This is a genomic window from Moraxella sp. CTOTU47616, from assembly GCF_032017465.1.
In the GTDB taxonomy this organism is placed as follows: Bacteria; Pseudomonadota; Gammaproteobacteria; order Pseudomonadales; family Moraxellaceae; genus Faucicola; species Faucicola tetraodonis.
The window spans coordinates 88,484-102,575 of sequence record NZ_DALZPU010000005.1 but is presented as its reverse complement, the minus strand read 5'-3'; the positions used below and the strand labels follow the sequence as shown (position 1 = coordinate 102,575).

Genomic DNA, 14,092 nt, shown 5'->3' with positions numbered 1-14,092 from the left:
CGTAAAATAATTTTTACAATGTGACATTATTTATGTTCAATTTTTGATTAAAATACTGGTTAAAATTTAGCCACATGACTTTATACTAGCATTCAACCATCGCTTGTCCTACAATAGGCACAAGCATGAAGTTTCATGCTATCACAACATTGTGAAATGTTGCTACCTATTAAAGGATTATTGAATGAAAGACGAAAAACTGCAAAAAGCGCTCGCCCGTCTAGGCTTAGGTTCGCGCCGCCAAATGGAAGATGTGATTCGCGAAGGTCGCGTCAGTGTTAACGGGACTGTGGCTACCATTGGTGACCGTGTCGGACAGGGCGATGAAATCCGAGTCGATGGACGTTTGCTACGCTATACCGCAGAAAATGAAAAACGCCGCCGTATCTTGATGTATTACAAGCCAGAAGGCGAAATTTGCTCAGCCCATGACCCAGAAGGTCGTCCCACGGTGTTTGAGCGCCTGCCACCCCTAAATCATGACCGCTGGGTAATGGTGGGTCGGTTGGACATCAACTCAACAGGTTTATTGCTATTTACCAATGATGGCGAACTGGCTCACCGTCTGATGCACCCATCAAATGAAATAGAGCGCGAATATGCGGTGCGTGTGATGGGCGAAGTCACCCCTGAGATTATCTTAAATCTCAAACGTGGCGTCATGCTAGAAGATGGTATGGCACAGTTTGATGACATCGTTGAAAAAGGCGGTGAAGGTATCAACAAATGGTACCAAGTCAAACTCAAAGAAGGTCGCAATCGTGAAGTGCGCCGCTTATTTGAATCACAAGGCTTAAAAGTAAGCCGATTACTGCGTATCCGTTACGGCTCTGTCAGTCTCCCAAGGGAGCTTCGCACGGGTCGCTATCTTGAGCTAGATCGCCGTGAGATTGACACCTTAGCAGGGCTTGTCAACATTCGCCCGCGCCAAGGCACAGGGCTTTATGGCATTGCCAAACGCCGCCAAGAACGCTTTGAGAAAAAACCGCTAAAAGCGCGCCGCGGCGGTCATCACTTACGCCGCGATAAAGAAAAAAGAAGTAGCTAACCGCTATAAAACTTACAAAAAAGCAACTTACAAAAAAAGCGTATCAAATTGATACGCTTTTTTCATTTTAATGTACCAATGTTAATCTACCATCAACTACGTGCGATTTTTGACATAGCGATAAGTTGACGCAAATTGCTGGCTGACTTCATGAAACATCTCATTAAGCAATTCATCTAATTGCCGATTGACGCGAGCCAATACCTCAATGAGCATCTCGCCTGCGGTCATCTCCCCCTGAATTTTTTGATTGAGCTGACTGGGATGATATTTGGCAATTTGGTCATACTGGTGTACAGCTTCGGGAATCGTCTGCTCAATCAAGCGGTTGACCACAAACTTATTTTCAGTCAACCATTGGGTTTGCGGGTGGTCTGGTTGGTTGACTGACTGACTTTGGTCACGTTGCCACGCCTGATAACGAATGAGTTTATCATGGATTGTATCAAGCAGCATCACAGCAGCTGTTGGCATACGTTCAATTGACGCGCCATCAATACCCAAAATCGAAGGTGAAGATAATCGCAGTTGTTGAGTTTTTGCTTTGAACCATTTTTTATTGCTTGCATTTTTGCTAGCAGGTGGCATTAAGTTAAAACGGCTATCACTACCGAAGGTATTGGGAATTGGCATGTTTGATTGGTACGCCAAGCGCATGGTTTCTGGTTTTGCCGGCGATGCTGTGGGCGGCACAGAATATTGAGACATACCGACCTCAATACCTGCCATATCATGTAGTTTATACCAAGCCAGCCTTATCCATCGATACGCCAAAAAGCTTATCAACAAAATCAACACAGCCAGCAATATACCGAGCAAAATATTCATCTATACGCCCTAACAGCTTGTCTATCAATAACAGCCTGCCTATAAAAAGCAAATATAGCATTACTATGAATGCAACTGTTTAAAAATTCAAGCATGTGAGCCTTGGCTAAGCCTAAAAATTCATCGGTCAAAAAAGTATTGTGCAGAACTTTTAGCTATTACTTAACCTAAATCGTCATATTTACATGGTATGCCAATAGCGAAGTTTATTAATTTCAAATAAAAATGCCACAAACATGCCGAGATAATACGCCAATTTGAGCTCAAAACTGTCATCCCGTAACTTAAAAGGTAATGCGCAAAGGGTGACGGCAAGCGGAATCCACAATAGCATAAACACCCAATTTTCGATGACATTGAGCCAGCCTTGCATTCCCTTGCTACTGCGTAAAGCCGCCAACCCTAACAGCAAGCAAGCAACTATCAGTGTGTTGATTAAGCCTTTTGGAAGATTGCTAGGATAAATCGATAATTCTTGCTTAGTATAATGTGGCAATGCCATTCAATAAATTCCTAAATAATTACTGAGGATTGGTGTTATGTATAGCATCAATTTGTGGCGTTAATGTCTTGGGATGCCGACTCGCCGAACGAACCGCTACGAATATGCCGCCATCATCCATAGCATCGCCACACAGCTGAATAACAAACCCAAGGTTAATGCATTGCGATTTTGAATCGGTGCACGCCCTGAGTAGCGATTTAACACCTTTGAGCCCACGACAAAAACCAGTGGAATACCTAGCCAAAAAATCGCAATGGTGCTCACCAGTGAGGGCAGCATTGATGATAAACTATCGCCAAACATCAACCTAAACCCAAAACCTGCCAACCCTAGCAACACCGCAAATATTGCCAGCCCAATTGTCAGACCTTTGGGTACTAAAGACGGGGATTGAACGTCCATACCAATTTCCTTGTGTATCATTGCTTGTGGCGCATTTACGCTGGCATGCTACCGACCAAAGCCAGCTCGGCACGCATCGCATCAATCGCTTGGCGATAATCAGGTTGATTAAATATCGCTGAACCTGCGACAAACATATCAGCCCCTGCTTCGGCAACTGCACGAATATTACTGGCTTTGATACCGCCATCGACTTCAAGACGAATATTGCGACCCGATAGCCTAATCATTTCGCGCACCGCTTCAATTTTTTTGAGGGTGCCATCAATAAATGCTTGCCCACCAAACCCTGGGTTAACACTCATCAATAAAATCTGGTCAACTTTATCCATCACATAGTCTAGATAGTGTAGCGGCGTGGCAGGATTGAGCACCAGTCCACAGTCAGCGCCCCCATCTTTGATGAGTTGTAAAGAGCGATCGACATGTTGCGTGGCTTCTGGGTGAAAGGTAATGATGCTAGCGCCCGCCTTTAAGAACTGCTCAATCATACTATCAACCGGTGACACCATCAAATGCACATCTATCGGCGCAGTTACCCCATAATCACGCAGTGCCTGACAAATCATGCTACCAAAGGTCAAATTTGGGACATAATGATTGTCCATTACGTCAAAATGCACCACGTCCGCACCTGCGGCGATAACCTGCTCGACCTCCTCGCCCAGACGGGCAAAATCTGCCGACAAAATCGAAGGGGCAATCAAAAATTGGCTATCATTGTTGGGATGGGCAAATTTATTAGGGGCTTGTTTAGGTGAGTCTTCAAGAATTTCAGACTGGTTCATCATCATTGTCCGTCAGCTTTGATTAAAAAGTGCGGATATTTTAGCAAAGATTATTTTAAAAAACTTCAACTATTTGGTGACTATTACTTGGTGGCTATTATTTGGTAACTGTGACTATCGACAGCGACTATTTGCTGCCCGTGGAAATAAATCTGCCACAAGCCTTGCAAAATTTACATTTAAGTAGTCAAAACAAGCAAAAAACAAAGTAGCTAGACTATGCTAGATTATGATTGATAAACAACAAAAAAGATAAAACCCAAGTCTTAGGGCAATAGACTTGGGTTTTAGGGCACTTCATGTCAACTATGTTATTATTATTGGCTTTCCATGATATTACTCATCCTGAGCGTCTCAACACTACCATTCCTTGGTATCATCCTTGTGTTGATGAGTTCATTGTAGTTTGTTGCACGGTTGGTTACTAGCCGCAAAAGGCGGAATCTGTTGTAAGCAAATGCTTACATGCAGTTTTACCTTGCCCGCTGCTAGCTTTCTAATGCGCCTTTCAATAATTTGCTAGCATCACTAGCGCTATCACTCTGAGCTTCCGATAGTTTTTCGCCTTCTTTGATCCCTTCTTTAATGGTTTCTTTTGCCTCTTGGTGATCGGCGATGCTTGGTAAAGGTTCAGGCTGCTCATCCATGACTTCAGGCTCATATTGTAAAGTAGTGAGCACGGGAAAATGGTCGGAGCCAATGTTCGGCATACGCGCCATCGATACCAGTGTGAAGTGATTGCTGTGAAAAACATGGTCAAGCGCCCAGCGCAAAAATGGGTAACTGGCATGAAAGGTATTGATGAATTTGCGTCCAATGCGAGGATCTAGTAGTCCTGAGATACGCTGGAACATGCGTGTGGTATGCGACCAAGCCACATCGTTGAGATCGCCTGCAACAATCACCGTCAAATCGTTGGCGTTGATATGTTTGCCTACCATTAACAGCTCAGCGTCCCGTGTCACCGATTTATCGGCTTCGGTTGGACTCGGTGGCATGGGGTGCAAGCAGTATAGCCAAACAACCTTTCCCATGGCTAGGCGAACTTGGGTATGAATCGATGGGATATCATCAACCACCAGATATTTTACTTGGGGATTAATGAGCTCAAGCTTTGAGTACAAATGCATACCATATAAGTTATCGAGTGGCACTTTGACACTAAATGGATAGTCAGCTTCGATTGGGCTTAAAGCGTCTTGCCACGCTTGGTCAGTTTCAAGTGTCAATACAATATCGGGTTGATGGGTATGGATAAGGTCAATCAAAGCTTGTTTATTTGGATTGGTCGTCAACACATTGGCAACCAACAATTTCACTTGATAATCGCGTGATTTTGGCTGTGCCGTTTGCACTTGTTTCTTCCACAAAAACGTATAAGGCAACACCATGTACGCTTGCATAGCCAGTGCAATAATGAGCAGTAAAATCAATCCCATCTGCCAACGACTGTCAAAAGCGCCCAGCCAAAGTAAGCCAATGAGCGCCACTACCCCCAAAAAAATCAATTGATTTCTGGGAAAATCAGCAATCCTAAACCACCATTCAAACCTAGGGATGGTTGCCCAAAAAGTTGCAAAAACCACAAAACCTGCTAGCAACTGTAACAACAGCGTCATTGTCTATCCTTTCATGTTATATTGCGGTTCACATTGGTCAATATTAGCTTGTTATCATTAGCTTGTTATCATTAGTATGGCGATATAGTAGCCACAAAAATATGGCTGATAAATTGCAGTTGTGTTGCCAAACGCTATTTTTCACCCTGACATCGCTATCAGCCTACCATCTATAGCTAAATAGATGCCCCATGTAAAAAAAAATTCACTTGCAAAACATTACAAATACAGGCAAGGTAACAGGTTACTAATTGAAAAATCAATGTGGATTTTCTGCACTATTTATTTTATTTTGTTTACAGTAAGGAAGGGTTATCATGAGTCAGCTACGCGTAGGTTTGGTCGGATGGCGTGGAATGGTCGGTTCGGTATTAATGCAACGTATGATAGATGAAAACGACTTTGAAGGGATTACCCCAGTGTTTTTCTCTACCAGTAATGCCGGTGGCGATGCCCCTACCCCAAATGGCATTGCCCCTAGCAAGCTTGAAGATGCGCATGACTTAGCAGCTTTAGCGGCTTGTGATGCCATTATTACCTGTCAAGGTGGCGACTATACTAAAGAAGTCCATCAGCCGCTACGTGATAAAGGCTGGACAGGTTACTGGATTGATGCAGCAAGCACCCTGCGTATGACTGACAATAGCATCATTGTCCTAGACCCGGTCAACCGCAATGTCATTGACGACGCTATCAAAAATGGTCAAAAAGACTTTATCGGTGGTAACTGTACAGTATCTTTGATGTTGATGGCGATTGGCGAGTTGTTCAAACGTGATTGGGTTGAATGGGTATCTGCGATGACTTACCAAGCGGCCAGTGGTGCGGGCGCCAACAACATGCGTGAGCTTATCAAAGGCATGGGCTACATCCATGATGGCGTTGCAGACGAACTCAATAACCCGGCAGGCGCAATTTTAGAGATTGACCGTAAAGTAGCCGAATTACAACGTAGCAGCGAGTTCCCAAAACAATACTTTGGTGCGCCGCTTGCTGGTAGCTTAATTCCTTACATTGATGTACAACTAGAAAACGGTCAATCAAAAGAAGAATGGAAAGGCTGTGTTGAAACCAACAAAATCTTAGGCAATGATGCAGACAAGACTAATGCCAACATTGTGCCGATTGATGGTATCTGCGTGCGTATCGGTGCCATGCGTTGTCACTCACAAGGCTTGACCATCAAACTAAAAAAAGATATCCCTCTAGAAGAAATTGAAGCTGCACTTCGTAACAGTGGTAATGAGTGGCTAGATGTGGTAGAAAATGACAAAGCAGCAAGCGTTGAGCGTTTAACCCCAGTGGCGGTCTCTGGCACCCTTAAAGTTGCCGTAGGTCGTCTTCGTAAGATGAATCTAGGTGGCGAATATTTATCCGCCTTTACCGTGGGCGATCAGTTGTTATGGGGCGCGGCAGAGCCATTACGCCGCACACTTGCGATTATCCGCAATCAATTATAAACCCAAGGTTTTATAAAAAAACACGCTGACTAGGGCGTGTTTTTTTATGCTTCAATGGCTAAACCTGATAATGTTAATGCGTTATTTACCCCTAAAAAACGCCATGACCAGTAAACAGGGATTGGCGTTATCAGGGTATTATCAGGGTATTGTCAGGGTATTGATAGTACAGCGTCATTATCCAAGCATCAATCCACGCTCAAATTGCTATCAACAGCGGGCTTTATGCCAATAATAAGCGAGCCAGACTATTGAGAGTTTTGGACAAAAAGTGTAAAGTTGAGCAGATAATTTGACTGAAACTTTTGTCAAGTTGTTGGACTATCGATTAATTTGATATTTGAATATTGCCTGTCGGTATATTGACTACCGTGCGACCACACAAGTAGGCATTTTTTAACACCCCTAACTAGGCTATGATACCTTCAGCAAGGATTTTTTATGTCTTGGCAAAAATACTCTGTACACTTGGTATTGGGTTTTCCCTTATCGCTTCCCATTGTCGCTTATGCCGTCAATATTGGCGATACTTATGTACAAACCCAACAAAACCAACCTTTAAACGCCAGTATTAATGTCAGTGATATCAATCCAAGAACTTTTTCTGTCAAAGTCGCCCAAGCTGATGTCTATCGCCAGCTAGGCTTGTCAAAAGATGCCGATATTCAAATCAAATTTGTCCCAACCAGTAGCAATGGCGGTCAGATTGTATTGACCAGCAAACGGCCGATTAATGCTCCATTTACCGATGTGGTGCTCAATATCACGGAAAATGGTGTGACCAAAACGCTGCCAAAAACCTTGTTGATGCCCATCGACAGCGCACAAAAAATCACCACGCAAGCCAATACCACGGCTTTGCAATCACCTGCGCAAAACATCGTCATAGGTTCGGCCAATCCTGTGCAGTTGCCTGTTATGTCGCCCGACCCTATGCCCATGCAGCCGATAACGTTGCCATCAACCACCATCAACCAGCTGCCTAATTTACCTACGACTGGTATGCCCGCCGGCGCCGCCCCAAGGACGCTGGCTAGCGAAAACAGTGACTACCTGCGTATCCAAGAGACGCGAACAGTTCGATCTGTTCAGCCAAATGGCGCTGTTTATACGCAAGCCGTGCCACAAACGCAAAACCCCATCCAAACAAACGCTGCAGACAATCAATTACCAAGCCCGGCAGCTAGTTATGGCAATCAACCTTCAGACAAGTCCAAATTTAAGTATAGCGCCAAAAACCCGCAAATCATTGGCGAGACAACCACTTATACACTACAGCGCAATGACAACCTTTGGACAATCGCCAGTAATATCGCAGCGGCAAACCGCAAAGATGTGGATCAAGTAATGGTAGATATTATGGCAGCCAACCCGACCGCGTTCCCCGATAATGACCCAACCAAACTTGTCGCCAATACCCAATTACAAATCCCAAAATACAAAGTAGTCCCTTCACAAATTGGGATAAAATCAGCCAATAAAGCGCGACAACAATATCGTCAAAACAAAAAACGTGTCGCAAGCAAAAAATCTGTCATCGCACCAAAATCTGCTGCCAAACAACCCGCCACCCCAAAGACTACAAAAAAGACACTCAAAGCACAAAAAACACCGCTCCCATATACAGCGACTAAAAAATCTGAAATGACCATCATCGCACCTAATCATAGCAATGGTTCAGTGCAAGGTCAGAGTACCAAGAACAAGGTAGGCAAAGGGATGTCATCCCAAGTGGCGGCGCAAGTGCAGCAAAAACGCCAAGCCACCGCCCAGCAAGCCACTAAAGTTAACAAACTCAATCAAGACTTAGTGGGCGCTGAAAATCGCTTGAAAATACAAAACACCAAGCTTGCCCAATTAGAAAAACGCTTAAAAGAGTTAAACAAAAAATAATACAACTCGTGGATGATATTGCCTGTGTGCTGTGTCATTTCATACCGTACAACAAATTTGTGGTGATTCATTAGTCGCATAAAGCGGTAGCTTATATCTTGCTATGCCCTAATGATCACTATCTACCGTAACGATGAGGTAAAAGATGGATCCGATAATGATAGGTATCGCAGCAGTGGTGATTTTGGTAATTGTTGCTGGCTTTTTCTTGATGAAAAAAGGTAAGAACGAGACAACGGTTGATACTCAGACCCAAGTCAAACGTCCAAAAACCTTGGCTGAGCAGCAGCGCGAATTAGAACTGCAACGTCAATCACAGATGCCAAGCCCAGCTGCGCCTGACCTACCGCAAACGACTTTACAGACTGCTCAAACCCTCAATACTACAGAGAATGCGCAGCATGAGTTACAAGCGGCTGAGCAATTGATTCAAACCCAAGACTATGAGGGCGCTATCACAACGTTACGTCGTGCGCTAAAAAATCATCCTTCACATAGTGGGTTGAATTTTACTTTACTTAATAGCTATGCCTTGGCTAAAGATTATCAGCACTTTAATAGCTTCTACCTAGAAGTATTGGCAGTGAACAATGCTGATCTCACTACCCAAGCCAATAACCTAAAAATGCTGGTAGATGAAGAACAAAGGATAACTGCACGCAGCGCAGCGATGACCCATACCGCTGAAGCCGTTGAATCAGATGGACTTGATTTTGATTTGCCAGGTTTTAAACAAGACAGTGATAAGCCAGCCATCAACAGCACCTCACAGGTTGCCATGCCGAGCGTCACTGAAGCGGCACAGCCAGCAACCCTAGCTAATGGTGCTAGCAACAATGCCGATAATGAATTAGATTTTGACTTTGCACTCGATGTGCCTGAAACCAAAATTGCACCTGTTACACCTGTCCCGCCTGAAACTAAGCCTACTACTGAAACCACAGCGGCGCAACCACAATCAGATGAGTTAACTTTTGACGATTTTGATTTTGATCTACCTAGCAATGAGCCCGCGACCGCTAAGACTGTCGCTGCCCCTGCCCTAGAATCGCCTACCGAAATTGTTACCCCAGTGAAAGAGGAATCTGTAACAACCACTTTGGCAAGTAACGTCAATAACGAGGCTATTAGCGACAGCGATTTTGATTTTGACTTTAGTTTACCAGAGACGCAATCAACACCTACCGCTACTGCTGTAGAACCAATGATAATGACCCAAACGGCTGCACCGAGCGCTGACAACATCGCAGATGATTTTGATTTCGACTTTGATTTGAACGCTGAGCCAGCGGTTACTCCAACCAATGACGCTACTACAGAAACCGCCTTAAGCTTTGGCGCGTCAGATACCAAAGCATCTAGCAATCTAACTTCCGATGCAGCAACCTCTGTACCGTTTGCAAGTGATGAAGCTACAGATATTGCATCGTTTGCTTTGGATGATGAATTAATACTTCAAGCAGAAGCAGCCACATTAGCCACAGTTGCTACCCCATCAGTCACTGAGCCTGTTGTTGATTTGGCAGAAGTCAGCGCTCCTATAGAAGTCAAAGCCCCTAGCCAGTCTGACTCGCTACTTATCTCAGATGATATGTTTGATTTTGCGCTAGACGATGACACGACCAAAGCGCAAGACGCTACGTCAAATGTCTTGGTCACTGAGCCTACCCCATCAGATGACTTGATTGATTTGTCCTTTGATGATACAGCTACTCAAGCAACTAATCAGACAACTACGACCCGAACCGCTAGTCTTGAAACAACATCGATAGCAGATAACGTAAGCCTAACAACGGCACCAGTTGTTGAGGATTTATCAGCGATACTGGATGTGATTAAGGATATCGACACGGATACGTTAAACGTAGATTTGGCAGAACAGTATGTGAATTTAGGGGAATACGACAGTGCCAAACGCTTGCTTGATGAAATCAAAGACAGCAACAACACGGCGTTGGTAGAACGTGCCACAGCGTTAAGACAACGTATCGCTTAATCATGTTCTGCATAAAAAAAGGATAGTAAATTGACTATCCTTTTTTTTGGTCTAATTTTTTTTGAATTACTTTATAACAACTTAATACTCAATCGCTATGGGTGTAAGTCCCGTTTTAAAAGCATGGGCTTTATCAACATAATGTAAAGCTGATTGTTGAAGCATCACTTCGCGCTCTTTTGGTAACATTTTGACCACTTTAGCTGGGCTTCCCATCACGATGGAATTATCTGGGATTTGCATATTTTCGGTGACAAGCGCATTGGCACCGATGATGCAGTTTTTGCCGATTTGGGCATTATTGAGCACAATCGCACCGATACCAATCAAGCTATTATCACCAACAGTGCAGCCGTGTAGCATCGCCAAATGCCCAATCGTCACGCCTTCGCCAATGGTGACGGCGATACCTTCATCAGTGTGTATCACACTGTTTTCTTGCACATTACTATTTTTACCCAAATAAATCGGTGCATTGTCCGCGCGTATCACCGCGCCAAACCATACACTGACGTTATCAGCTAAATGCACATCGCCGATGACTTCAGCCGAGTCTGCGACCCAGCCTGTGAAGGGTGCCTGATAGGTGGGTTTTTTGTCTTGCCATTGGTACAGCATATCAAATCCTTATGAAAAAAAGAGCGTCAACTAAAAAATTGACTCTCTAATTTTAGCAAGTGCGGATAAATTAGCAATGGGTTATTGTAGGCAACGCAGTTAAATCAAAGCCCTGCTTTTAGGCTCGCTTCGATAAATTTATCAAGGTCGCCATCTAGCACCGCTTGGGTATTGGAAGTTTCCACCCCTGTACGCAAATCCTTAATCCGCGAGTCATCGAGCACATACGAGCGAATTTGACTACCCCAACCGATATCCGATTTGGTTTCTTCTAGCGCTTGTTGCTTTTCCATACGCTGCATCATTTCACGCTCGTACAGTTTGGCGCGTAGCATTTTCATTGCCGTGTCTTTGTTGGCATGTTGGCTACGTTCATTTTGACACGCAACCACAATCCCTGTCGGTTGGTGGGTGATACGTACCGCAGAGTCGGTGGTATTAACGTGCTGACCACCCGCACCGCTTGAGCGATAAGTATCGATGCGTAAATCGGCAGGATTGATATCAATCTCGATATTATCATCGATTTCAGGCGATACAAACACCGCCGCAAACGACGTGTGGCGACCGTTGTTGCTATCAAACGGTGATTTTCTTACCAAACGATGCACGCCAATTTCTGTACGTAACCAACCAAACGCATAGTCACCTTTGACATGAATCGATGCGCTCTTAATCCCTGCGACACCACCTGCTGATAGTTCCATGATTTCGGCTTTAAAGCCATGTGATTCACACCAACGTAAATACATCCGCAGCAGCATCTCTGCCCAGTCCTGTGCTTCGGTACCGCCTGAGCCTGACTGGATATCAACATAGCAGTTGTTGCCATCCATCTCACCGCTAAACATACGTTTAAACTCTAAATCTGCGACTTTGGCTTCGGCCTCATCGAGTTCCGCTTGTACGTCTGCCAATAGCGTCGCATCATCGGCTTCCACCGCTAAGTCAATCATGGCTTTGGCGTCTTCTAACTTATCATCTAAAGCGGTAATCACGCCAATGACATTATCAAGCTGCGATTTTTCTTTACTGATTTTGGTGGCACGCTCTGGGTCGTTCCACAGTTCTGGGTTTTCAAGCTCTAAATTGACTTCTTCCAAACGCTCTTGCTTGGCTTCGATGTCAAAGATACCCCCGAAGCTGGTTGCCACGGTCAGTTAAGTCTTTGATATGCTCTAAATACGGGTTGATTTCCATGTGAGGTTACCTTAACGTGTTACTATGAAAAATGCGCCATTATACCTGAATCTGTTACTGGATTCATCTTAGCTGTCGCCATTCATCTTGGCTGTTGCCCACTACACCTGTGCTTTTATCGACCAATCTTCCACTGCCCAATGATGCGCTAAGGCATGCGCGTGTAGGGTATCATCGGGGCAGACCGCAATCGCTACATCCGCCCATTCTAATAACGGCAAATCATTTTTTGAATCCGAATAGGCGTAGGTTTTGGTATAAGTAATACCTCGCGCATTTTTTTGGGCAATCCAATTTTTTAAATGAATGATTTTGCCTTCTTTAAAGTTTGGCTGTCCTGCGACCTTACCCGTGTACCCCTGCTCGGTGACTTCAAGCTCAGTGGCTAAAATATTATCTTCCTCTACCAAAAATAATTTGTTAGCAATCGCTTTGACCACAAAGGCATTGGTGGCAGAAATCACTACCACATCGTGCCCTGCTTGTAAATGTGATTGGATAGCGTTAACCGCTTTTGGACGCACTTTTGGTGCGATTTCATCTTGCAAATATTGTTCACGCCATTCATGTAACTGGGCTAAAGTATGCTGTTTTAAAAAGCCTGCCACAAATTCATTATAGACGACCGCATCGAGCGTCCCTGCGATATAGTGCTCATAGAACTCCCGATTTTTAGCACGATACAGCGATTCTTCTACCAAATGATGTTTGACCAAAAACTCACCCCACATATAGTCACTATCGGTATCAATGAGGGTGTTATCGAGGTCAAATAGCGCCAATTCTTTGTGTAGTACGGTTGACATAAGACAGCCTTTAGCATAGTTAGTGAAAAGTTAAATTGCGGGGTTTTGGTCATCAACGGTTAAGGTATCACCAAATCGCCAGGTACGGATAATGCGCAGCTCCAAATAATCTTGCATTTCCTTTGAGAATTTACCAAATGGCGCGGCTTTACGCACCGAATTTTTTGCTGCTTCATCCAAGATGGTAGCGCCTGATGACTGTAACACTTTGATAGATTTGACTTGCCCGTTAGGCTCGATAATCACCATCAGCATGACATCGCCTTTGATACCTTTGGCGCGGGCTTCTTGGGGATATTGCTGGTTGCCAATATGATAGGCTTGTTGGCGAAAATTCTCGATATAGCGCGCGGCTTCACCCGTGGTGGTGGAGTTACTGCTGATAGTTTTGACCGCAGATTTTTTGGCTAGTAATTGGCGGTTACTGCTGATTTTGGTTTCAAGGGTGGCAATTTGTGCCTGTACCCGTTGTTCTTGCGCCGCTAGATTTTCGCTATCATCTTGTTTTTTATTATTATTTTCTCTGCGGATTTTTTCAAAGCTTAACGTGGTACGTAGATAACTTTCTTGAAACGCTTCTTGGCGCGTTTGGCGTTCTTGACTCACGATATCATCGGTTTCATTGATTGCTTCGTCTTGTAAGGGACTCATGGTATTGTTTTCAAGCCGTAGCTTTTCGTTGGACTCACCGCCACCTTGCTGGCCTGCATTGGCGATAAAATCGGCTTTTTCATTCTTTTGCAGATTTTCGGTCAACACCGTGGTGACTTCTTGCACCGCTGCGGTTGGTGAGCTTTTATCTTCAAATTGTATACCAAAAATAACAGCCGCATGAATTGCCACCGCCATAATGGTAGCAAATAGCATGGCGCTGTCTTTGCCAGACGCGGTATATGGCATTAACTTTTGAAAAACATAACTGTGGCTGT

14 protein-coding genes are annotated in these 14,092 nt (G+C 44.3%); 5 read left to right on the top strand and 9 right to left on the bottom strand.

The window, feature by feature from the left end:
* Window positions 1–184 precede the first annotated feature (184 nt).
* Window positions 185–1,048: a 23S rRNA pseudouridine(2605) synthase RluB gene (rluB, locus tag RTS10_RS07400; RefSeq protein ID WP_036591148.1), complete on the top strand. Its 864-nt coding sequence runs from the start codon at window positions 185–187 to the stop codon at window positions 1,046–1,048.
* A gap of 96 nt (window positions 1,049–1,144) precedes the next feature.
* On the opposite strand, the gene RTS10_RS07395 is transcribed toward rluB, so the two are convergent.
* The 5 genes from RTS10_RS07395 to RTS10_RS07375 all read right to left on the bottom strand — a co-directional run bounded on the left by RTS10_RS07395 (window position 1,145) and on the right by RTS10_RS07375 (window position 5,190).
* A complete protein-coding gene (locus RTS10_RS07395; protein ID WP_312384344.1) occupies window positions 1,145–1,876 on the bottom strand; it encodes a hypothetical protein in 732 nt (243 codons plus the stop codon).
* A 181-nt stretch (window positions 1,877–2,057) separates the two neighbouring features.
* The gene (locus RTS10_RS07390) at window positions 2,058–2,378 is read right to left on the bottom strand and encodes a hypothetical protein (protein WP_007115494.1); all 321 of its coding nucleotides are present in this window, start codon (window positions 2,376–2,378) and stop codon (window positions 2,058–2,060) included.
* Between the two features lie 96 nt (window positions 2,379–2,474).
* The gene (locus tag RTS10_RS07385) at window positions 2,475–2,783 is read right to left on the bottom strand and encodes a hypothetical protein (protein WP_312521986.1); all 309 of its coding nucleotides are present in this window, start codon (window positions 2,781–2,783) and stop codon (window positions 2,475–2,477) included.
* Between the two features lie 35 nt (window positions 2,784–2,818).
* Window positions 2,819–3,577: a ribulose-phosphate 3-epimerase gene (gene rpe, locus RTS10_RS07380; protein ID WP_409455596.1), complete on the bottom strand. Its 759-nt coding sequence runs from the start codon at window positions 3,575–3,577 to the stop codon at window positions 2,819–2,821.
* Window positions 3,578–4,059: 482 nt separating this feature from the next.
* Window positions 4,060–5,190: an endonuclease/exonuclease/phosphatase family protein gene (locus RTS10_RS07375; RefSeq protein ID WP_312539805.1), complete on the bottom strand. Its 1,131-nt coding sequence runs from the start codon at window positions 5,188–5,190 to the stop codon at window positions 4,060–4,062.
* A gap of 317 nt (window positions 5,191–5,507) precedes the next feature.
* On the opposite strand from RTS10_RS07375, the gene asd reads away from it, so the two are divergent.
* The 4 genes from asd to RTS10_RS07355 all read left to right on the top strand — a co-directional run bounded on the left by asd (window position 5,508) and on the right by RTS10_RS07355 (window position 10,539).
* Window positions 5,508–6,650 (top strand): aspartate-semialdehyde dehydrogenase, encoded by a 1,143-nt coding sequence (asd, locus tag RTS10_RS07370; protein WP_312521992.1) that lies wholly within the window; start codon window positions 5,508–5,510, stop codon window positions 6,648–6,650.
* Between the two features lie 70 nt (window positions 6,651–6,720).
* Entirely contained in the window at window positions 6,721–6,885 is a 165-nt protein-coding gene (locus RTS10_RS07365) for a hypothetical protein (RefSeq protein ID WP_312539802.1), read from the top strand.
* Between the two features lie 206 nt (window positions 6,886–7,091).
* The gene (locus RTS10_RS07360) at window positions 7,092–8,543 is read left to right on the top strand and encodes a type IV pilus assembly protein FimV (protein WP_312384335.1); all 1,452 of its coding nucleotides are present in this window, start codon (window positions 7,092–7,094) and stop codon (window positions 8,541–8,543) included.
* Window positions 8,544–8,700: 157 nt separating this feature from the next.
* The gene (locus RTS10_RS07355; protein ID WP_312539800.1) at window positions 8,701–10,539 is read left to right on the top strand and encodes a hypothetical protein; all 1,839 of its coding nucleotides are present in this window, start codon (window positions 8,701–8,703) and stop codon (window positions 10,537–10,539) included.
* Window positions 10,540–10,620: 81 nt separating this feature from the next.
* On the opposite strand, the gene RTS10_RS07350 is transcribed toward RTS10_RS07355, so the two are convergent.
* From RTS10_RS07350 to RTS10_RS07335, 4 genes are all read right to left on the bottom strand, one after another.
* Window positions 10,621–11,157 carry a gamma carbonic anhydrase family protein gene (locus RTS10_RS07350; RefSeq protein WP_312539798.1) on the bottom strand — a complete coding sequence of 179 codons (537 nt, stop codon included), beginning with the start codon at window positions 11,155–11,157 and terminating at the stop codon, window positions 10,621–10,623.
* 104 nt (window positions 11,158–11,261) lie between these two features.
* Window positions 11,262–12,357 (bottom strand): peptide chain release factor 2 gene (gene prfB / locus RTS10_RS07345; protein WP_099807750.1). Its coding sequence is split into 2 segments (ribosomal slippage): window positions 11,262–12,284 and window positions 12,286–12,357, totalling 1,095 coding nucleotides; the frame shifts between segments, so codons are not numbered across the junction.
* Between the two features lie 101 nt (window positions 12,358–12,458).
* Entirely contained in the window at window positions 12,459–13,163 is a 705-nt protein-coding gene (locus RTS10_RS07340) for an HAD family hydrolase (RefSeq protein WP_312539797.1), read from the bottom strand.
* A gap of 30 nt (window positions 13,164–13,193) precedes the next feature.
* Window positions 13,194–14,063, bottom strand: coding sequence for an energy transducer TonB (locus RTS10_RS07335; protein WP_312539796.1), 870 nt, complete (start codon window positions 14,061–14,063; stop codon window positions 13,194–13,196).
* Between the last annotated feature and the right edge of the window lie 29 nt (window positions 14,064–14,092).

What these genes read in the sequence shown, in the direction of transcription:
- rluB (WP_036591148.1), top strand. Translation starts at nt 185, where the DNA reads ATGAAAGACGAAAAACTGCAAAAAGCGCTCGCCCGTCTAGGCTTAGGT.
- RTS10_RS07395 (WP_312384344.1), bottom strand. Translation starts at nt 1,876, where the DNA reads ATGAATATTTTGCTCGGTATATTGCTGGCTGTGTTGATTTTGTTGATA.
- RTS10_RS07390 (WP_007115494.1), bottom strand. Translation starts at nt 2,378, where the DNA reads ATGGCATTGCCACATTATACTAAGCAAGAATTATCGATTTATCCTAGC.
- RTS10_RS07385 (WP_312521986.1), bottom strand. Translation starts at nt 2,783, where the DNA reads ATGGACGTTCAATCCCCGTCTTTAGTACCCAAAGGTCTGACAATTGGG.
- rpe (WP_409455596.1), bottom strand. Translation starts at nt 3,577, where the DNA reads ATGATGATGAACCAGTCTGAAATTCTTGAAGACTCACCTAAACAAGCC.
- RTS10_RS07375 (WP_312539805.1), bottom strand. Translation starts at nt 5,190, where the DNA reads ATGACGCTGTTGTTACAGTTGCTAGCAGGTTTTGTGGTTTTTGCAACT.
- asd (WP_312521992.1), top strand. Translation starts at nt 5,508, where the DNA reads ATGAGTCAGCTACGCGTAGGTTTGGTCGGATGGCGTGGAATGGTCGGT.
- RTS10_RS07365 (WP_312539802.1), top strand. Translation starts at nt 6,721, where the DNA reads ATGTTAATGCGTTATTTACCCCTAAAAAACGCCATGACCAGTAAACAG.
- RTS10_RS07360 (WP_312384335.1), top strand. Translation starts at nt 7,092, where the DNA reads ATGTCTTGGCAAAAATACTCTGTACACTTGGTATTGGGTTTTCCCTTA.
- RTS10_RS07355 (WP_312539800.1), top strand. Translation starts at nt 8,701, where the DNA reads ATGATAGGTATCGCAGCAGTGGTGATTTTGGTAATTGTTGCTGGCTTT.
- RTS10_RS07350 (WP_312539798.1), bottom strand. Translation starts at nt 11,157, where the DNA reads ATGCTGTACCAATGGCAAGACAAAAAACCCACCTATCAGGCACCCTTC.
- RTS10_RS07340 (WP_312539797.1), bottom strand. Translation starts at nt 13,163, where the DNA reads ATGTCAACCGTACTACACAAAGAATTGGCGCTATTTGACCTCGATAAC.
- RTS10_RS07335 (WP_312539796.1), bottom strand. Translation starts at nt 14,063, where the DNA reads ATGCCATATACCGCGTCTGGCAAAGACAGCGCCATGCTATTTGCTACC.